Annotated in this window: 17 protein-coding genes, 1 tRNA gene and 1 pseudogene; 9 read left to right on the top strand and 10 right to left on the bottom strand. The window is 46.2% G+C overall.

All coding sequences use genetic code 11. The features are described 5' to 3' along the window. Positions 1-52: 52 nt before the first annotated feature. The 3 genes from CRO57_RS04735 to CRO57_RS04725 all read left to right on the top strand — a co-directional run bounded on the left by CRO57_RS04735 (position 53) and on the right by CRO57_RS04725 (position 3,511). Positions 53-1,810: a diflavin oxidoreductase gene (locus tag CRO57_RS04735; protein WP_097152209.1), complete on the top strand. Its 1,758-nt coding sequence runs from the start codon at positions 53-55 to the stop codon at positions 1,808-1,810. A gap of 258 nt (positions 1,811-2,068) precedes the next feature. After that, entirely contained in the window at positions 2,069-3,208 is a 1,140-nt protein-coding gene (locus tag CRO57_RS04730) for an alpha-hydroxy acid oxidase (protein WP_097152208.1), read from the top strand. A 210-nt stretch (positions 3,209-3,418) separates the two neighbouring features. Continuing rightward, positions 3,419-3,511: transfer RNA gene (locus CRO57_RS04725), tRNA-Ser, on the top strand. Between the two features lie 499 nt (positions 3,512-4,010). Here CRO57_RS04725 and CRO57_RS25070 read toward each other — a convergent pair. Together CRO57_RS25070 and CRO57_RS04715 are read right to left on the bottom strand one after the other, a co-directional pair. Next, a pseudogene (locus CRO57_RS25070) lies at positions 4,011-5,027 on the bottom strand (recombinase family protein); the annotation flags it as partial. Positions 5,028-5,057: 30 nt separating this feature from the next. After that, positions 5,058-5,339 carry a hypothetical protein gene (locus CRO57_RS04715; RefSeq protein ID WP_097152207.1) on the bottom strand — a complete coding sequence of 94 codons (282 nt, stop codon included), beginning with the start codon at positions 5,337-5,339 and terminating at the stop codon, positions 5,058-5,060. 240 nt (positions 5,340-5,579) lie between these two features. Here CRO57_RS04715 and CRO57_RS04710 point away from each other — a divergent pair, with 240 nt between their 5' ends. Both CRO57_RS04710 and CRO57_RS04705 read left to right on the top strand, forming a co-directional pair. After that, positions 5,580-6,284 (top strand): hypothetical protein, encoded by a 705-nt coding sequence (locus tag CRO57_RS04710; protein ID WP_141401181.1) that lies wholly within the window; start codon positions 5,580-5,582, stop codon positions 6,282-6,284. A 63-nt stretch (positions 6,285-6,347) separates the two neighbouring features. Beyond that, positions 6,348-6,896: a hypothetical protein gene (locus CRO57_RS04705; protein WP_097152205.1), complete on the top strand. Its 549-nt coding sequence runs from the start codon at positions 6,348-6,350 to the stop codon at positions 6,894-6,896. On the opposite strand, the gene CRO57_RS04700 is transcribed toward CRO57_RS04705, so the two are convergent. Next, positions 6,881-7,795, bottom strand: a complete 915-nt coding sequence (locus CRO57_RS04700) for a hypothetical protein (RefSeq protein ID WP_141401180.1) — start codon at positions 7,793-7,795, stop codon at positions 6,881-6,883. The two genes, CRO57_RS04705 and CRO57_RS04700, sit on opposite strands and share 16 nt — an antisense overlap. A gap of 75 nt (positions 7,796-7,870) precedes the next feature. Between CRO57_RS04700 and CRO57_RS04695 the strand changes: the two genes are divergently transcribed. Next, positions 7,871-9,628 carry an ATP-binding protein gene (locus tag CRO57_RS04695; RefSeq protein ID WP_097152203.1) on the top strand — a complete coding sequence of 586 codons (1,758 nt, stop codon included), beginning with the start codon at positions 7,871-7,873 and terminating at the stop codon, positions 9,626-9,628. Between the two features lie 429 nt (positions 9,629-10,057). On the opposite strand, the gene CRO57_RS04690 is transcribed toward CRO57_RS04695, so the two are convergent. From CRO57_RS04690 to CRO57_RS04680, 3 genes are all read right to left on the bottom strand, one after another. Then, positions 10,058-11,854 carry an ATP-binding protein gene (locus CRO57_RS04690; protein WP_097152202.1) on the bottom strand — a complete coding sequence of 599 codons (1,797 nt, stop codon included), beginning with the start codon at positions 11,852-11,854 and terminating at the stop codon, positions 10,058-10,060. A 2-nt stretch (positions 11,855-11,856) separates the two neighbouring features. Further along, positions 11,857-12,972, bottom strand: coding sequence for an SIR2 family protein (locus tag CRO57_RS04685; protein ID WP_210200755.1), 1,116 nt, complete (start codon positions 12,970-12,972; stop codon positions 11,857-11,859). A gap of 270 nt (positions 12,973-13,242) precedes the next feature. Continuing rightward, positions 13,243-13,716 carry a recombinase family protein gene (locus tag CRO57_RS04680; protein WP_097152201.1) on the bottom strand — a complete coding sequence of 158 codons (474 nt, stop codon included), beginning with the start codon at positions 13,714-13,716 and terminating at the stop codon, positions 13,243-13,245. 198 nt (positions 13,717-13,914) lie between these two features. Between CRO57_RS04680 and CRO57_RS04675 the strand changes: the two genes are divergently transcribed. From CRO57_RS04675 to CRO57_RS04665, 3 genes are all read left to right on the top strand, one after another. After that, positions 13,915-14,304 (top strand): hypothetical protein, encoded by a 390-nt coding sequence (locus tag CRO57_RS04675; RefSeq protein WP_097152200.1) that lies wholly within the window; start codon positions 13,915-13,917, stop codon positions 14,302-14,304. Between the two features lie 231 nt (positions 14,305-14,535). Continuing rightward, entirely contained in the window at positions 14,536-15,045 is a 510-nt protein-coding gene (locus CRO57_RS04670; protein WP_097152199.1) for an antirestriction protein ArdA, read from the top strand. A gap of 13 nt (positions 15,046-15,058) precedes the next feature. Then, complete coding sequence (locus CRO57_RS04665; protein WP_097152198.1) at positions 15,059-15,490, top strand: hypothetical protein; 432 nt, start codon at positions 15,059-15,061, stop codon at positions 15,488-15,490. Positions 15,491-15,841: 351 nt separating this feature from the next. Here the strand turns inward: CRO57_RS04665 and CRO57_RS04660 are convergent, their stop codons facing one another. The 4 genes from CRO57_RS04660 to CRO57_RS04645 are packed head-to-tail and all read right to left on the bottom strand — an operon-like array spanning position 15,842 to position 19,893. Beyond that, positions 15,842-16,468: a DUF7678 domain-containing protein gene (locus tag CRO57_RS04660; protein ID WP_097152197.1), complete on the bottom strand. Its 627-nt coding sequence runs from the start codon at positions 16,466-16,468 to the stop codon at positions 15,842-15,844. Beyond that, positions 16,458-18,224, bottom strand: a complete 1,767-nt coding sequence (locus tag CRO57_RS04655) for a type IV secretory system conjugative DNA transfer family protein (RefSeq protein ID WP_097152196.1) — start codon at positions 18,222-18,224, stop codon at positions 16,458-16,460. Before CRO57_RS04655 ends, CRO57_RS04660 begins: the two co-directional genes overlap by 11 nt. A gap of 14 nt (positions 18,225-18,238) precedes the next feature. Further along, entirely contained in the window at positions 18,239-19,558 is a 1,320-nt protein-coding gene (locus CRO57_RS04650) for a relaxase/mobilization nuclease domain-containing protein (protein ID WP_210200754.1), read from the bottom strand. Further along, the gene (locus CRO57_RS04645; protein WP_210200753.1) at positions 19,513-19,893 is read right to left on the bottom strand and encodes a hypothetical protein; all 381 of its coding nucleotides are present in this window, start codon (positions 19,891-19,893) and stop codon (positions 19,513-19,515) included. Before CRO57_RS04645 ends, CRO57_RS04650 begins: the two co-directional genes overlap by 46 nt. Between the last annotated feature and the right edge of the window lie 157 nt (positions 19,894-20,050).

The raw sequence follows: 20,050 nt of genomic DNA, 5'->3' as shown, positions 1-20,050 counted from the left end.
CTGGTGCCCCTCCTCTCACCCGGACTTATCAATTCCAGTTGGATTTATTTTCATGTCAGCTCTGTTCATACCAAAAGAGACCCCATTTTCCGAGGACCAACGCTCCTGGCTTTCCGGCTTCTATGCTGGCCTTCATACGCAAATGACCAAGGATGCCAGTGCTTCCAGCGCTGAGTCCGCGCAAGCCCTGACCGTCAATGTCTTCTATGGTACCCAGACCGGTAATTCCGAGACGGTGGCTGAAGAAGTGTGTGACGCTATCCGTGCTGGTGGCTCCAATGCGGTACTTGCCTCTCTTGACGAGACCGAAGTCGAAGCCCTTACCGAGATGGATTATATCCTGATTGTCACCTCTACCTATGGTGAAGGCGAGATGCCGGACAATGCCGAAATGTTCTGGGAAGCACTGAAAGACACTGGTGCCCCTCGCCTCGAAAGCCTGCAATTCTCCGTTCTCGCGCTGGGCGATACCGCCTATGACGAGTTCTGTGAGGCTGGCAAACAGTTCGACTTGCGACTGGAGCAATTGGGTGCCAAGCGCATCCAGCCGCGCGTCGATTGCGATGTCGATTTTGAAGAAGCAGCCGAAGGCTGGACCGCTGGCATCGTTGAGGAGCTTGCCAAACGCAAGCCGGAAGGCGCCTCCAATGGTGCAGCGGCTCCTGCTGCTGGTGCAGCACCGAAAGCTGCCAAGTCCAAATGGACTCGCAAGACGCCATTCTCTGCACCGGTCACCTGCAACCGTCTGCTGTCTGGTGAAGGCTCCGCCAAGGAAATTCGCCATTTCGAGTTTGACCTCTCCAATGATGGTCCAACTTATGAGGCAGGCGATGCAATGGGCGTGATCCCGACCAATGATCCGGCCTTGGTCTCTTCTTTCCTAGAGCGTTGTGGCTTTAACGGTGAAGAAGCCGTTCCTGGCAAGGATGTCTCATTGGCAGAAGCCATGTTCAGCGATTTTGAGATCTCCACGCCGTCTTCTGATTTTGTCAAAGCGATTGAAGCGCGTGCGAATGACGAGCATCTGACCCATATTGTAGAGCATGGCGACAAGGAAGCCATGGAAGCCTTCCTGTGGTCCAAGGATGCTCTGGATCTACTCAACCTCTATCCGCATATCTCGCTCTCCGTTGAAGAGCTGGTCGGCCTGCTGAAACCTTTGCAGCATCGCGCCTATTCCATTTCTTCCAGCTCCAAGCGGCATCCGGACAGCGTGCATCTGACCATCGCATCGGTTCGCTATAACAGCCATGGCCGCGATCATGGCGGTGTTGCCTCTTGCTTCCTTGCAGACCGGGTTGGTGACCAGCCTTCCAAAGTCTTCATGACACCGAACAAGAGCTTCCGCGTGCCATCCAACAATGATGTGCCGATGGTCATGGTTGGTCCTGGCACCGGTATCGCGCCATTCCGTGCCTTCCTCCAGGAACGTGAGGCGATTGGTGCCAAGGGCATGAACTGGTTGTTCTTTGGTGATCAGCATGCAGCAACAGACTTCATCTACAAGGATGAGCTCTCCGCCATGCAGTCCTCCGGCATCCTGAACCGCCTTGATCTGGCCTTCTCTCGCGATCAGGCACAGAAGATCTATGTTCAGACCCGCATGCAGGAGCAGTCCAAAGACCTGTTTTCTGCACTACAGGACGGTGGTCATTTCTATGTTTGTGGCGATGCCACGCGCATGGCGAAAGATGTCGATACTGCCCTTCACACTATCATCGCAAAGGAAGGCGGTTTGTCTTTGGATGCCGCCAAGGATTATGTGAACAAGATGAAGAAGGAAAAGCGTTACGTGCGCGACGTTTATTAAGAGCGTTTTTCAGACGTGTTTCGTCAAATTGGTAAAGTCTAACTGCCTGTCAGATATGATAAATCTGGCGGGCAGTTATCTTTTGTGCAGTATTACGACCAAAAATACGCAGCTTTTCACTCCACTCTCTTTGATCTTTGGGAGCGGATTTGGCACATTGCACGCACGCTAATTTTATAAAGATGCAACTTGTCTAGTTGCTCGTTTCCGGCATTGCTTCTCTTGTCTATCTGACAATCTGCCGGAGTGGAGGAAAAGATGAAACCCATCCTCGAAATCAATGATCTGAAAAATCTGGCCCGCCGTCGCGTGCCGCGCATGTTCTTTGACTATGCTGACAGTGGTTCCTGGACTGAAAGCACCTATCGCGCCAATGAGAGCGATTTTCAAAAGATCAAGCTCCGCCAGCGCGTAGCGGTCGACATGACAAACCGGACGCTGAAGTCGCAGATGATTGGGCAGGATATCTCCATGCCATTGGCGATGGCTCCAACTGGCCTGACGGGCATGCAGCATGCAGGTGGCGAAATTCTGGTGGCACAGGCCTGCGAAGAAGCTGGCATTCCCTATACCCTCTCCACCATGAGCGTCTGTTCCATTGAGGATGTGGCAGAGCATACCAAGAAGCCCTTCTGGTTTCAGCTCTATGTGATGAAGGACAAAGAATTTGCAGGAAACCTGATTGACCGTGCCAAGGCTGCTGGTTGCTCTGCGTTGGTTCTGACCCTTGATCTGCAGATCCTCGGCCAGCGCCACAAGGATTTGCGCAACGGTCTTTCTACCCCACCAAAATTCACGCCCAACCACATCTGGCAGATGGCAACGCGCCCTCTCTGGTGCCTTGGCATGATGGGAACAAAGTACAAGACCTTCCGCAACATTGTTGGTCATGCCAAGGGCGTGGAAGACCTCTCCTCCCTTTCCTCCTGGACCGCAGAACAGTTCGACCCGAAGCTGAACTGGGATGATGTGGAATGGATCAAAGAACGCTGGGGCGGCCCGCTGATTCTGAAAGGCATTCTGGATGTCGAAGACGCTCAGATGTCCCTGAAGACTGGTGCAGACGCCATCATCGTTTCCAACCATGGCGGCCGTCAGTTGGATGGGGCCCCATCCTCCATCGCTGTTCTGGAAGAGATTGTCGATGCCGTAGGCAAGGATGTTGAAGTCCATATGGATGGCGGCATTCGCTCCGGTCAGGATATCCTGAAAGCTCTGGCGTTGGGTGCAAAAGGCACGTATGTCGGCCGTCCTCTGCTTTATGGCCTTGGCGCCATGGGCAAGCCTGGCGTCGCCAAAGCCATTGATATCCTGCGCAATGAGCTGGATATCACCATGGCTTTATGTGGGGAGCGGGATGTCAACAATATCGGCAAACACAATCTCTATCGCAAATAAAGCGCTATAAAAATCAAACAATTATAAAACTAGCAATGCCCGAAAACACCCTTGATATCCTCAAATGCCAAGGGTGTTTTTTCATGTCGACCATAGGCACGAAAAAACACCGGCAACTTTTTATGCTGTTTCTATCGATAGTGTGGAAATGTCATTGTCCTGACAAAAAAGCGGTTGCGGCTAACGCCTCAAATCTTTAAACCGGTCTGCGGAGAGGTGGCCGAGTGGCTGAAGGCGCTCCCCTGCTAAGGGAGTAGGCGGTGTCGAACCGTCTCGAGGGTTCGAATCCCTTCCTCTCCGCCATTTCCTTCCCATCATCGCAAATCAACCCTAACACCTTGAATGGCAAGGTGGTTTTTGGTGTTCGAAGTCCTTCGCTTCGCGAGTAAGAAATTCTCTCTGCAAAAGCTAATCTCAGCACGATTTTTTGCATGATTAGATTTCCACTTTCCCAGAGTTTCCAAGGGTTTGACAGGAATGCAAAGGCGTGTTCGAACATCTCCTCAATAGTGTGCTTTGGCTTTGCCTGATTTTCCATCTTTTCAGCCAGAATATGCTTCTGCCGATCCATTTCTGCAATGCGTTTCTCATACGCTGCAATGATCGATGTATTATTGGTTTCAACAATCCGATCCAATAACCCTTCGATCTTAGATTCGATCTGGCGGTGCTCTTTGCGAATATGCTCTAGATTAGCCTCAGATTGCCGTAGGCGTTGAGACCACGCATCTTGGAACATCCGCTTAACAAAAATAAACATGCTCTCAGACGGCTTGAGATCTTGCAATAAGGTCGAGAACTCCCCTTCCAACACATCGCGGCGAATAGATTTGCGATAGCTTGGACAGCCTTTTGAGTGGCACAGGTAATACGGATGTTTCTTGCCCGATTTGCTGGTTGACCAGCACGCAGTCAATGCAGTGCCGCAATCATCACAGCAAACAAAACCACGCAAGGGAAAGTCAGTACTGATATCTTTGCGGGCTGGTGCGCGTGAGCCTTCTTTGATCCGTTGCTGGATCAGTTCATATGTCTCAAGTGAGATAATCGCCTCGTGATGCCCTTTGCGCAAGGATACATCCCATTGGGGAACTTCGATATGCCCCGTATAGATAATGCGGTTCATCAGGCGGATGATGGTTTCAAAACGAAGAGTACCGTCTGGCTTGTCTTTTGGAAAGGCTGGTTGGGATTCCAAGAAACGCTTGACCTCACTTTGAGTATCAAACCGACCCGTTGCAAATCCTTCCAAGGCTTCTTGGATGATCGATGCAATCGGTTCATCCCGAACCAATATATTCCCATGACCAGAAACCCGCTCAAACTTGTAGCCAAGTGTTGAACGGAAAGGCCAATAGCCATTCAAGGCTCGACCGCGCATACGGTTCTTCGTTTGCTCGCCATTCTTCTGGCGTTGGTGTTGAGACACAGAAGCCAGCAAGTTCTCAACAAGAATGGAATCAGAGTCCTCGCCAAACTCAATGGACGGGCTTTCAAGCTTGCCGCCCGCTTCGGCGAGCATTGCCCGTAATTGCCAATGCCCGACAATATCACGGGCAAAACGATTAATATCATCGATCACAACCACGCAAGTGTCATCTTGTTTGGAGAGAAATTCCAAAAGTGCTTTCATCGCAGGGCGATCCATATCCCCGCCAGATTTATTGTCATGAAAGGTTTCCAGGACATCATAATTCTTATATCGCGCATATTCACGGCAACGCGATTCTTGCGAGGCAAGGCCGTCCCCCTTTTTCAATTGCGCGGTGCTTGAAATCCGACAATAAATGACGGCTTGTTTTTGTTTTTCTTGTGGCATTGTCAAAGACTCCTTCTCCGTTAATCGCAATTATTGCGAAGTTGTGTCCTGTTCAGTTTTCAAATTGGGTGTGCTGTCCGATAAGCTTATCACATCGTCGGGATTCAATGCATCAAAAGAGATTTCTTTCCCCTCAAGCTGTTGCAGAGGGTGCGTTCCAAACCCCAGATCAACAAAACTCACGACAATCGACCAAAGCGTTTGAATGAACTCATGTTTCTGTTCATCGCTCAAATCACTATTCTCCAGCAATTCGCCATAGGTATCCCAATCAATGGTCAGTGAAGGTGGTTTGGTTGGGTCTAAGGTCATGGCTTTGTCTTTCTGCTGCTTGGCGTTTTTCTGTTTGGGGATACTCCTTTTTGTGCCTCAGTGATTGAGAACGTAAAGAGAACATTATAGGATGTTATTCCCATTTCACCAAACGGAATTTGCAAAAAATGTGTCTGTGTTTGACCTCAGAATAGAAGTCAGCCATCTTTCCGTCAGGATGCAGAATGCGGGTATATTCGGGTAGTACATTCCATGACATATGTCAGTGAAATCGACTGGTTGCAGACAACCGAAGAGCAAAGAAAGATACTCTATATCGCAACCAGAGCAGTCGCAGATGCTTGTGATACAAGCGTTGAAGAGATCATGGACGCTGCGCTTGGTCGCAAAGTTCTCATGGGAACGGATTATATTTCGACCTTTCGGCGTGGGAAAATTCGGCGTTCATATGCCAAGCTTATTCATGCTTGGATAAGCGAAAATCACGCTGCTAATGCCAGCACAATCGCACCGTCTCTCTTTACGTGGCAGCATACAGATGCATGGGGTGATTATCTGAAAGATTATGCGATTCAAGGTACATTGCGAATTGCTCGTTTTGACAAATCCATGAACCTCGTACAAAGACCGAGACGGCAACCAAAGCCAGAAGAAACGCTGAGGTTAGGAGAAGAATTCTGTTTTCACCTCGACAGTGATATCGATGGCTATGCTGTGGCTTTCCAGCGATACAAAGGCAAAACCCATCCTCTGCCTCTTGGTCTGAATGATGAACCAAGCATCAAGATCAATTTGGGAGAGCAGTTTCTTCCCATTGATGAGACAGGGCGGCCAGAAGTATTATCGGAAACAGAGGATGCGGGACACCATCAATTCATCATTTGCATTGCAGATGATTGCTCAAGGCTCCCGACACAAGACCTACCCCCATCATGCGAAAGAGTCGTAGCAATACACGTGACACAAGTTAAGTTTGTTACTTGATATCAATTTTACAAGCGAATCTGAGATCCTAATTAGGACAATTGAATTAGAAATGACCACGTTTTGACAAAACTTACATTAGAAAACCACCTTGATCGAGATACACGCCTAGATGCTTGGAATATAAACGGTCTTGGTGGCGGCACACACTCAACCAATGATTGGATCAAGTTGATTTTAGCAGTTTCAATCGATATTAACCTCCCGCCATTCCTACAAGAAATGTTTGAGCGCGCTCAGGCTTGCATGGTCTATGGATGCTATCACTACCCGTTGTTTACTCTTGGCAAAGAAGAGCTTTTTAGATTTGGAGAGAGTGCATTCAGAGAAGCCATAAAGGAAGCAAAACCACCCCAATCCCTGCTCAAGAAAAGATATGCTGATCTGCAAACGTGGGCGCATGAAGAGGGTTTGATTAATGACGATGAAGCAAGGCGCTGGAATGCATCTCGGCAACTTCGTAATTTTGTCAGTCACAAAGACGGAGCATTATTACTCGGCCCTAATGACGCATTAAATCAGCTTGATATCACCAAAGAGCTGACAGAATCTCTATTCATCAATTGTCGCGCCCAAGTAAACAAGATGCAAAATTCTCAGAATGAAGAGTAATCAAGAAGATTGAGAATGGCTGCATTTGTATTTTTTAAATCTGCCCATTCTTTCGCACCAGTCGTTTGAAGATCTGTCAATCGCCCAAGTTTTGCGCATGAGATATCAGCAAAGAAATCTTCTGGTGAGCCTAAATCAGCGACAATGGTTTTGGCATCCGCAATTTCTGCTAGAGCAACTGCATCCCAAAATGCAGGCAGGATCACTTCTTTGCCGAATGCTTGTTGTTCCTCTTTAGAAGGCAGATCACCTTCTGAAACCTCTTTTAAGTTGCGATTTCGTGCAATGATATGGGCGGGGATTGACCACATTTCCGTTAGATGGCCCAGAAGTTGAAAAATCCGCGTTGCTGCTTTGGGATGGGTTGAGTGCTTGATCCCATTCTCTGTATCAATTTTCTCAATCAAGACCATTGCTGCCGCAATGCTAGTGGCTTTAGTGCGGATTCCCTGCCAGCCATCAGTCGAATATCTATCCAACATGAAGTCAATCGCATCGTGATCAGCTTGTAATTCAAGGCACGGTTCGACCTTGTGCCATAGCTCTTTAGGCATGCTATTGATCGGATTGGAGCTGCGCTTAGAACGAGATATCAAATGCAATGTTGGAACACCATTCAACAACTCAAAATGCCCCAGTTTCCAATGTTGAAGCTCGTGAAGGATGACCCAGTCGAGACACGCCCTGACGTCAAACCCATTAAAATTTGACTTTGTATTTTTATCGCGCGGGCACAGTGCCAAGGAACGTGAAAGGAGGATAGCTCTTTCAAAAATACTTGAGCATATTTCGACATGTAAGTTCCCATACACGTCTTCAAAAACGTGAGAGTTTCCCTGCCTAGAGACCCAATCAATTTTAATGTACTCAAGATCAAATTTGATATTCTGAAGATCCATTAATATCTCAAATTTCACAAGTTTTTCGCAGTGGTTTAAGTTGATTCAATTTCAACCTATGATACTCTTTTGCGTATGAAAAAAACTGCTCATTTCCTAGTCAATCCACGTTTGACACGTCTCTTGGGTGAAACGTATCGCTCAAGTGAAGCCGCACTCAAAGAACTCGTAGACAATGCGTGGGATGCTGACGCACTAAATGTCTGGATTGAAGTACCGTCAGCTCTTGTAACAGCTCCAATTGTTGTAAAGGACGATGGTGTTGGAATGAGTGATCAGCAAATCGAGAAGAACTATCTAGATATTGCAAGCGATAAGCGGCGCAGATCAGGTGAAATTACTGCAAGACTCAAAAGGAAAGTTAAGGGGCGCAAAGGTATTGGAAAGTTTGCGGGACTGACACTGGCCTCAAAAATGAAAATCATATCGAATAATGGCAGCAGCAAATGCACATTAGACCTTGATAAGAAAGTAATTCTTGAAGCTGATAATGATCTGGAAAAAATACCTTTAGACTTGCAGGTTGAAGCGTCTAATGGCGAGGAAGCAGGATCCCTTGTGGAACTACGGGATCTTGACCAAAATCTAAACTATCCAACAGCAGAAAAACTCAAAGAGCTTTTGTTTAGGGAATATGGACAGGAGAGGCTTTTCCAAATTCACGTTAATGGTGATCTACTGAGTATTTCGGATTTACCAGGCCATAATGTCAAAAAACAGAAGAACTTGAAGAATGCGGGTGATGTAAGCTTACATTTCACTATTGCGCATTCAAAATCCAAACCTAAAACTGCTGGAATTAGCTTAAGAGTTGACGGAAAAATTGTTGGCGCACCCTCGTTTTACGGATTGGAAAACGACGAAGAAATTCCGCCCAAGCTTCTCAAAAATTTAACAGGCGAGATTTCTGTTCCCGATACGGAAGGTATGGTTACAGCAGACTGGGGAGGCGTCAATGAAAGCAGCAAAGCTTATGAAGAACTGTGCGAATTTTTGAGAAACGAAATTAAATCCAAGCTTAAAGAAACGCACAGCAATCAGCTAAACCTCCAAAAAGCTCGACTTCAAAAACAAATTAATAAGCGGCTTGAAAATCTTCCTGAACATCGCCGTAAATACGCCGAAAAAGCGCTCAATAAAATTCTTATGAAGTACTACTCAGAAAGCGATGAGCGTGCTCAAGTGATCGCCTATGTCGCACTGGATGCGATGGAGTTTGACGGATATTGGGAAGTCTTAGACAAAATTAATGAAGCCAGCAATGGTGAGGTACAGCATTTTGCTGAAGCTCTCAGTGAATTTGGCTTATTGGAAATGTCCCACATACATTCTCAAGCACGCCGCCGTACGGAGTTTTTGGATTACTTAGACCAGTTAGCATTCAACCCTGACACGCTCGAAGACACAATGCACAAAGCTTTAGATTCAAACCTATGGGTATTCGGATCGCGCTATTCTCTGATGGCTTCTAATACGTCCCTAAGCACAATTGTTCGCAGGTTTTGTGACAAAGCGTATTCAGGTAAAAACGCCAGCAGACGACCAGACCTTCTTCTGACGCAGGGCTTTAACGGTCGCTATTTATTGATTGAGTTTAAACGTCCAAGTAAAATAATTGGACGAGATGAAGTCAATCAAGCTCAGCGTTATGTAGACGAACTAGCATGTCAGCTTGATTCAACAGCAGCGTTTGAAATTATGGTTGTTGGCAAAGGAAGAGATCCCATAATATCTCCTGACAGCCTCAATCCCAATATTTCGATCCACTCATATAATAGCTTGATCTCCACCGCTCGAAATGAAATCGATTGGCTTCTTAACACCCTCAAATAGCTTGTAAGTTGAAGTGTCATCTGGACTTCTATTGCTCAAGTCGATTTGACCGCCCGAGGAGTTACTTCATCCGTGCCTCACTCACTAACGCTGATCGCAAGATGTGTATGGTAGTACCATACGATCTTGAAAAGGGAGACGTTACACTCTCCCGTTTTATCCCTCACGTTGTGGATCAGAAATGGGTATTGAACCCAATCTGATCCATTCAAACATATCGCTGTTTGATCTCTCACAGGACTTGGAGATATGCCTCTCCACCTGCACCGAACCATGCACAAACGATTGGTCTTTTGAGCACCAATCAGAGGAGCGTTCCTGCTCCCCCGATACCCCCATGACGATTTCATCGAGAGCAAAGAGGTTTCAGCTTTCCTTTGCAATCCATCGGCACATTGGCATATCCACGTTAAGCTGATCAAAGCCTATTCAGTCAGTTCCATCCCCCCATAGATCGCTCAGGTCTACATCGCTACTATCGGGTTCACGTTCTGCAGGAAGCTTATCGACCTGCATAAGCATTGGAATATCAAAACTGGTTCCTGTGACCACACAAGCCCCTTGAGGCAGCGTTGGTATCTGTCCGCGAGAAAGACTGTCTAGTGTCGAAATCGTGTTTTCCAAAAGCGCAAGGTCTCTGTCATTCACAAGACGATGAATGAAATAGTTGTGCAATTGCGAGACCACGGTTGGTGAAATATCTGCAGGTCTTTGACTTGCAAGCGTAAGGAATACACCAAACTTCCGACCCTCTTTAATAATCTCTTCGAACAGCTCTAGGCGATAGTCTTTCCAGCTTTCAGCTTCTCGATTTGACTGCTGGGAGAGTATGTTGTGTGCTTCATCAACAATCAAATGCAGAGTAGTCGTAGGTGGACTTGCGACTGCGCGTCTATGCTGCTCATAGAAGTGTTTTGCGATGAGAATAGGCAGTATTTTCTTCACGTCCTGTTTGCACTCACGCAGAGAAATCACGGTCACGAGCTTATCAATATCGTCGCCAATATCTCCAACAGAAATGACCCTCGAAAATTCTTCTTTCAGGGCGTCCACTCTCCGCAGGAGCGGTTGAATATGTTCGTATTGCGCGGAGCCGGATAGGACATCTCGAATGATCTGCAGGCCTGCGCGGACTTGCAATTCAGAAAACCCAGAAAGGTCAGACAGATCAAGGGCCGCAATTAATGGTTCAAATTGCTCTTCAAAATAGCCGTTTTCGTCAGCCAAAAACTGCCATGTCGGAGGCACACCAACATGAAAACTGTGCGCGTTAGCCGTGCTTCGCAACCCAACAGAGCCAACTATCTCAGCTAGATCACTAGCATTGGGAAGATTACTAACAAGAGCCTTGATTTGTTCAAGGGCTTCAGCGCTAGGATCCGTTGAGCGAAGTACGCGCCTCAAAGTTGCTTGTGCAAACCGGGTAAGACTATTCGGTAACTCCAAGAATGTCTTGCGACCTGAAGTGACGCGTCGCAGAAATGGTTTCTGGGTGTTCGCCGTAGCTTGAAATAGAATACCAAGTGTTTCTGCGTCCCAAAACTCATCGTCGCGGATCGTAAATCGGTCTCCTACGGTATTGCGGGTATTCAGCCGGACAACCTTCTTGTGGTCAACTCCAACAATTTGTTCTCCTGTATATTCACCATTGAAATCGAGGACCACAAACTTGCTGGTGTTTCCGATACTTTGGAGCTTGTTGTCGAAGAGCACTGTAAACAGCTTCGTCAACGTGTTCGACTTTCCGCTGCCTGTATTACCGAAAATACCCAGATGCGAATTGAATAGCTTTTGCCAAGGGAGGGATACAGGCAAGTCTTCCTTCAAGAGTTTGCCAATTACATATCCGCCCGTCGATTTGCTCTCAAAAATGCTGCCAACCTGTTGTTCAGATAGAAGTCGAGCAATATCACCGATCTTAGGTAGATACTTGATCCCGTCCTTAAACTTGTCATCCTCAAAATACCCAATAGGCCGCAGCTTTAACTTTCGAGTAAATAACTTCTCGCTTGCCTCAAGTTCGTAGTTTTGCTCGTCCAAGTATTCACCTTCAACGGTACAGACAATTTCGCGGAAGCCGTGCGAAATAGATACGAACTCGCGGATTGAGATGCCTTTGAACTTCTTGCCATTGAAAAAGTGTGTCTCATGGTTTGAGTTCTCGAAGGCTCTGACAGAAACTTCGACACCCATTACCGCTACGACTTCGCCAATTTGAATACTCATGGCTATGCACTCGTTGGCTTGGTTGTGAAGACTTCATCATTGAATGCTGTAAAGTCAAGGAACCCATCTACCCGAATCAACTCAACATTTGCAAAGCCAAGAAATTTTTGTTCCATTGAATGCTTCTCGTTGTCGTCAAAGCAGCAAACGTACATATGAAGGGAGGGGTTCGAAAGCGAACGCTTTACTAGGTTCAGGATATGCTCATCCGCGAATGAGAACCCAAATGCGATGAATACGGTGTCAGGCTTCTCTAGCTCGTAGCTCAGAAGCCGCAACATCTGGTAATAATGTTCCTCGAAAACTGTCTCGTGGAATTTCCATTTTGTTGGGTTCACAATTGGAAGAGCATTATACGCATTTTGAAATGCTTCATTTTCCGTACCAGTTGGGCCTGATGGGGGATTGAGATCCTCGTCGGTCTTTGTTTCATCCGATAAGATCGCAAAAAAATCATGATCCTCTCTTAGAGGAACGTCCTCAATTCGCTTTTTTGCACGATTCAAATCATAAGATACTTCGATTTTTTCACCATCTTTATACCAGTAAACGCTCCCATGCATCTCAATCAGATTTATTTGGGGAACGCTCTTGGAATGGCGATCGAAAACCCCGTGATCTTGAAAATATCTCCCAAAGTTCCGTGCATTCAAAGTGCGCTTAACAAATCCGTCAGTCCCGTCATTCAGATGAAAATCATACGAACCAAGCCTTAGAAGAGCCTCGGCAGTATGTGCAACCATCCCGTCATAGTTGGTCGTGAATACATTAACTCGCTTCTTATGGCTTTTCTTGCTGAGTATCTTCAAAACCGTTTCGACGAATTGACGGTAATTTTCAATCGCCTTGCTTTGTTTATCGGTATTTAAAAATGACAAATCAGGATTGTATTGAGCTGCTGGAAGAATGACGTTGCGAACGTACCAAGAGAAAAGATGTGCTTTGAAATCATCATTTCCTGCGAACTTGGTAGCCAAAGTTTCGACGGTGTGGGCATCTTCAGTTCCGTGTTGTTTCACTTCTAAAGCAAGAGTTGGCAATAAGCCAAAAGAAGCACCTGAACCAAGCAAGAAATTCAAATTTTTTTCATAGATCTCTGACTTATTTATTTTTGACACGGAAATCGCCTTTTAGTTGTACTTCGAGAGAAAAGCATTTTTTATAATTGAATGCACGCGTTTTTTTAAAGGAGAGCACTTGCTGTAATTATTAAAACAAATCAGTATGGTGACAGCCTCGTTTCAGAACAAAAAAGCCGAAAAACATAGGACACACTACGGTTGCAAAGGCCATTTTTTTCACAATAACTATTATCTTCAGATATTGATTCCTTTTACATCTACAACATAGATCTAGTTTGTCCATACTGCGCTATTAGAGGTACAGTTTCAGCTTGCTTTTCTCGGTCTTCCGATGTGGATGCCGCGTTTTTTGGCGGCTTTCATGCCTGCTTTGGTGCGTTCGGATATTTGTTCACGTTCGAATTCAGCAAATACGGCAAGTTGCCCATAGAGCATGCGCCCCACTGCCGTTGTTGTGTCGATGCCTTGGGTGATGGCTTGGAAATCAACACCGCGCTTGCGAAGATCATCCAGCAATTGCAGCAAGTGAATGGTGGAGCGCCCAAGCCTATCCAGTTTCCAGACCACAAGTGTGTCTCCATCTTCAAGACTGGCGAGCATTTCCTCCAATCCCTTGCGATGAGGGATTGCGCCCGACACACCGTGATCACCATAGATCACATCGCATCCCGCCGCTTTCAGGGCGTCTATTTGTAGATTTTCGCTCTGATCTTCGTCAGAAACCCGAACATACCCAACTTTTTGCCCCTGTTTTGGTTGTAATGATTGCTTCGCACCCATACCAAAAACTCCCACAGTTACAGCGATTTATAAAATTTCATACCCATGCAAATGCATGCTCAAAAGGGTTCCCTTTTGAAAGCGTCTGTGACAGTGAATTTGCGGATGAATGTAGACCTTATTGAATCAAGGTTTTCTGCCAAATTCAAGAACAGGAAGGGTACAAATTTGCTATACTGAGAAAGGGAACCCTTTTTCATGAATATTCCAGTGTTTGGTAAAATCATCGCTGCTGCTGGCGCGATTATCCTCGCTCTCTCACTCATTTCTGTTTACTGGACTGCTCCTGATATTATTTCTGAGCAGGAATGGAAGAAATGGGCCAAGCAATATAGTCGTCCTCAGACGCATTTTGGTGTGCAACTCAAACGCCGCAATCCAGGAAGCTATCGGGTTTATGTCATGCAACGCCGTGAGGTCCAAACGCAGCATGCCACTTGCTTGGTATCGCGGTTTGGTTCGCGATCTTGCCCCATTGGCGGCTACTCGGCGATCTTTACTTATGTCGGTGCGTTTTTCTTATTGGTTGGTGGCGGGTTGATTATTGCATCACGCAAGCCCCCCGCTCCACAGCTTGCTAAGGAATAAATCAGCAGGAGCCTTGAGTGCTTGAATGCAATCAGGGCTCTTTTTTTGTTGTGTTAAGGGGAAGCCGAGAGACCAGCCTCTTCTCTCCCCATAAAGCGGAATAGACATGGCCGTGGCTCACTTTGTTGCGCCCGCACCACCCAAGTCGATTCCGCTTTGCCCCTCCCATCTCCGTCTTCGCCAGAGGGCAAGGGTTGTAAGCGCAACCCAAGTCCAAAAAGGAGAAGACAAATGACAGTGACTTTTTACGCCCAGCCCTACGATATCGATGCGACAGGTTTTTATTTTAGTGATGCGGAGACCTACAAGGAAACCATTGGCAAGATCACCAATCGCTATGGGGATCCAGTCGAAGAATTCGAGCTGCAATTCATTGATGGTGATGCCATTGATGCGGAATTGTTCAAGGCACTTTGCATCAGTCAGGCAACGATACTGCCCTTCATGGAAAAGCTGGATAAATGGGAAGATTGGAACAAGACCGATATTGTGATTGCCGTTGGCGAATGTGGCTATAGCTTTGATCTGGAAAGCGATGATCCAGACGATCTGGATATTGATCTTTATGCAGGCATGGATCTAAACGATCTTGCTCGTCACTTCATTGAAGACGGTTTATTCGGAGACATTCCCGAGCGGTTGGCATTCTATCTTGATTATGACGCGATTGCCCGTGATCTGGGGCATGATTATGCCGAAACCACCATCACAGGTGAAACCTGCGTTTATCGCATGGCGTAAGGGAGGGTGAACCATGACATACTCAAACCCTCACACGCATGGCGGATACAGCGCGGGGCATTCTTGGTATTATCTTTTGGGTGGGAAAGTTCTCACTCCCAAGCAGATCAGAGACGCAACATGTCAAAGCGGCTATCAAGGCTATGCACGCGATGACATTCATGCAGCAGACAGGAAAGCTGAGCCACAGCGATCTGCCACATTGAGACAGTTTAGAGAGAAGTTCGAAGCTGATCTGAAAAAGGATTTACGCTTCTATCGGCGGATGGCTTTGACATTGCATCGCTATCGCAAACAGCGCGGAACGCCTGAAACTCCTGTTTGCTCGGATGACATCCACACAGCAATGAGCCTCAAACATAATCATCTGGTCAATGGCTTTGCCCATCTGATCCTTATTGATGAACTTCTCAACCAGCAAGGAGATTTGTTTGGATTGTGGTGAGAGGTGTCTACTCACAATAACCTTCAGGAGGAGACGACGGAGGGCATGGATCACCACGACGATAACGCTCGCATTCGTCTATCCAAATGCGTTCCATCAAAAATTCGCCGAACGATTTATCTTTAGGGCGTTTGGAGTCAACTTTTTTGACCCATTTACGCACATCAAGCCCTTGGTTTGCTAGGAAATCTAAATAATCCCAATAGCCTTTTGGGAGAACAACGATCTCTCGTGACCCGAGACAATTGGTGACTGTTCGACCAACAGGTTCGTGTTCGGGAAATAAGTGTTTATCTAAGTAATCCATTCTAAATAATAACAAATATCGACTATCATTTCCACAAAATTATCTTATAAATCAATATCCCTATCGTCATTAGGGTTCATATCGGCAAAGGATTTAAACTCCTTCTTTTGCTCGGGGAATTTCTCTTTTAGTTGTTCTATTGCTTTGTTTGCCTTCGGCATGTTGGATTTATGTTTCCAGCCTTTATCAAAACGTGAAACGATCAGACCATCCTTCTTCAAATCAAGTTGTTCAATATTACTTCCCTCAATCGTTTTGCTTTTATTGTCTTCGCTGAGCGTCAACTCGAAACTAAAGCCTTTCAGATTTTCGGAATGATCAAAGTTACCGTCGATTACGCGATGCCATTCCATGTCACTTTTTTCTACAAGAAGATCAAACTCAAACTCGACATCATACGCTTGTTGCTGTTGTTCTTTTGTCTTTATGCCTTTCATGCCGCGCGGTGCAGTATTGGGGCGTGGATGGCTTTCATTATTTGGAGGGCTATGTTCTTTGGCTACGTTATCTTGATCCCTAATGTTTGTCTTCTTTTGAGGTTGGGCGTTTAAGTTGAACGGATTTTTCGAACGGTTGTTTTTGTCCTCGTCACTCACAGCAACAATCCTTGAAGTTCTCATAAATGGGTAGTGGCGGAAATTTCCCGCCACCAAATAATGATTATTGATCATGCAGGTTAACACCTTTGGATTTCAGGGCTTCATCTTTAAACCATGGTGTTTTAAATGCCTGAAGTGGATACATATTCTCAATAAAAACGATCTGTTTAGTCGTGTTTATACGCATTAACTCATCGGGATAAGCAAGTTTACGTTGTGCTGCTGATCTGTTGTCCGTTTCTGTTGTCGACTTGTCCCCCGAGCTTGGAGAAAAGGCATTAGCAACAGCGGAGCTAAAGTTCCAAACTGTTGTTTCACCACACATGGACGAGAAATACTCAGCCGTCATTTTGTCACTCGAGCCGAAGTAGTTAATCATGCCTGAATTCGAGACGAAAGATTGCCAACCACCGCCATAGATACGCTCCAACTGATTGAAGTCCTGAACAATACCCCATATTTGAAGCCCGAAGCCCGCCATCAATCCATACGCTTGCTCAACCATACTTAGCCGCCCTAATGCCGCGAACTCATCCAAAATAAACAAGATCGGTTTTTCAGGCTTCTTGGCGATATTCCTAGCATTGACTGTAATGGCTTGTTGCACGAGCAACCGCAGCCATCGACCAAACGCATTAAGACGATCTGCTGGTAAAACCAAATATATTGACATCGGTTTTGTCTTCAAGTCCTCAAACTTAAAGTCAGACATAGAAAGACTTTCACGTATTCGCGCACTATCAAGAAAATGAGTTTGTGCCTGCGCTGCCGCAAGGACATTGGCAATAAGTTTGGGTTCTTTCTGTAAGCATCGCGCGCCAGTGCTGGCGACAATATGGTGAGGGGATTGGGTCATTCTTTTAAACTGTTTTGGCATGTCTTCGCCATCCAACAAGAGCAAATCCCGAACTCGACCCAAATGGCGTTGGTCTGCCTCATTTTCATCAGTCGCAACATAAAGAATAAGTCCCTGCAACAAGGCTTTCGCCTCTTCGATCCAAAAACTATCTGCGTGGTTTTCACCAACAACCAATGCGTCAGCAAGCAACATAGCATTTTCCGTAATATCAACATCAGTAATATCGAGCCAATCAAGAGGATTAAAATGTGCCGTTTCTATGCCTTCAATATTTGCAATGCCCCACGGATCAACAATATAAACATCTTGGCCCATAGCCTTACGATGCCCTGTTGTAATCATGGCATTTTCGCCTTTAGGATCAATCACAAGCGTAGAGCCTGTATAGCTCAATAAATTCGGGATGATTTGGGTTGTGCCTTTACCTGATCGTGTTGGGGCAACAGTTAAAAGATGTCGGTCACCTTTATATGAAATCACGTCTGTCGGAGCTTGGTGATAGGCTTGTCCTATTCTAATCCCATCATCACCAATAATGTTGTGTATTTCTAAATCTTCTTGAGTAGCCCAACGGCTTGACCCAAAAGTTCTTGGCGCTTCACCAAGCGCAGAGATTCCCCTTTTAAGCCAAAAACCAAGTGCACCAAAAAAGCCTACGACAGCAACAAGCAGGGCGGAGCTTCCGCCTAAGACCCCATCGTTGGCGATTGCTACTAAAATTATAGAAACGGCACTAAAAATCAGGGTCGCACCTCTGACTCTGCTTGCTCCTGGCGAGAAAAACCAACCTATGCAAAACCCTAAACAAATCGGGATCAACATTGTTAGGAGCTTTAAGCCGATTGGGTTCGTTCGCCTTCCATAATCATCAATGCCAAAAAATATGGATTGTGCCTCGGTGCTGGTTGTAAACAAGACAATAGCGAGCATTCCAGTAATTGTAGCTGAAATCAAATAGTTCAGTTTCATAGATATATCCTAAATCATAGAGATAGAGTGGGGTGAGGCCTAATATTGAGGCCGTGATTGTGTTCAATATCTTTGAATTTACGTTGGCGTTGCAAAGATCGCGCAACATCATTCGCGAGTATTTTTCGGTCCCTTTTGTGTTTGGCGCGCAGTGTATCGATCTGTCTTTGGAGTTTTTGGCGCTCTGCCATTTGTGCCATGACCATAAAATCACGTTGTTTCTGATCACGTGCCGCGCAAGCCCTCGCTTCCATTTCATTCTGCTTTTGAATGGATTTTGCTTTACCAGTCAGGCGATCAAACAGACCGCGTAGCCCTTTATTCAGCCGCTCAAAACGCAACTTGGTTTCGTTTGTCCAGCGTTTAGTTTGCCCATCATGCAGCTTTTGTCGTTCTTCTCGATGTGCTTGTTTCATTGCGTCGTGGGTTTCACGTAGCGGATCAAAATCGCGGCGCTGACGGTCTTTCACTTGCGAGATATAATCCCGCATTTGATCTGAAACCTTGGATCGGATGGTGTCCTTTGTCTCATCAACAGAGGGCAACTGGTCAGGAGATCCAAGTTTGGATTTTAAATCTTTAGCGCGTACACCAGACCATTTCGAAAGCGCGTAGACATTCCCATCGACGTCTATAGCGACAAAGCCACGTCGATCACCGCGAGCTAGAAAATATCCGCGATCCTCTAAGGCGTTTACTAGGCCAACCAAACTGTCAGATCGTTCCCACGCTTGCTGAAATGCCTGTTTGATCTCACGAGGGTCGATATTTTGTCGTTTGGCTTGCTGCCATTCTTCCAGGGTGAAGTTGAGAGGGCTTTTGCCACCATAAGTCTTCAGTCCATTGGGTAAATCCCATCCATGATCCAAAAACAAATCACGCGATAAATCACGCAGCTTGTTCTTATAATGAGGGAGATTAATTGCCTTTAACTCCTGCCCATCAATGCGTGACCACACCACATGTGCGTGGCGGCGACCTTCTTTTTCATGAATAACAATGGCACGGGGTTGCCCATCCAATCCCAATGTTTTTTCTGCACGATCAGCGGCCTCGATGTAATCATCTTCGGTCGCAATACAGTCCTTGGGTGGGTTTAAACTCAAAGAAAACATATACTGCTTACACCGCGTTGCCTTAGAAATGGCATGCGTTTCCAACAGTGCATCGTTTAGGTTGCTGGAAGCGAATCCATGCAACTCTAACAATGTAATGTGATCGTTGTCACGCTCATTCATTAGATGATTAGCAAGAGCGGATGCACCCGCACGTTGTGAGCCTTTAAGGATCATAATTTGATCCCCAAAGCCCGCATCAAACTTGCTCGCATCCACGCCATTTCCGCGATGGCGCGATGTAAATCCACTTCCAAATCAGGATCGACAATCAATGTCCCTTGATTCAAATGTTTGGCGATCTGATTGAGATTACTTGCCGTGCGGCTTCCACCAAGTCGCGCAAGGATTTCTGCGAGAAGCTTTTGGTCAACAACAGGCGGCTTGCGTCGCTTGCGATAGACAGGCGCATTATCAGAAAGAACGACGGATTTAATATAGGACGCAAGTGGCATCCCGCCCGCAGCCTGTTCAACCTGATCACGCTCTTCAGGCGTAAAGCGAATGGAAAATGGTGGCGGACGCTTAATCGGTTTCGAATGCAAAGACCTCATGGGCAAGGCCCCCGCAAGTCATTTTTGTGGTGTTGTAAAACTTCATTCCAACGGGTAAGCTCGTCGAATAATTGGTTCGAACCTAATACATCTAGGTCCGCCACTTTACCTTTCTTTGAATGCTTTATGTGGTTCAGGAATTCCCTGATACTCTACT

Source organism: Cohaesibacter gelatinilyticus (assembly GCF_900215605.1).
Taxonomy (GTDB): Bacteria; Pseudomonadota; Alphaproteobacteria; order Rhizobiales; family Cohaesibacteraceae; genus Cohaesibacter; species Cohaesibacter gelatinilyticus.
This window is presented reverse-complemented; position numbering and strand designations above follow the sequence as displayed.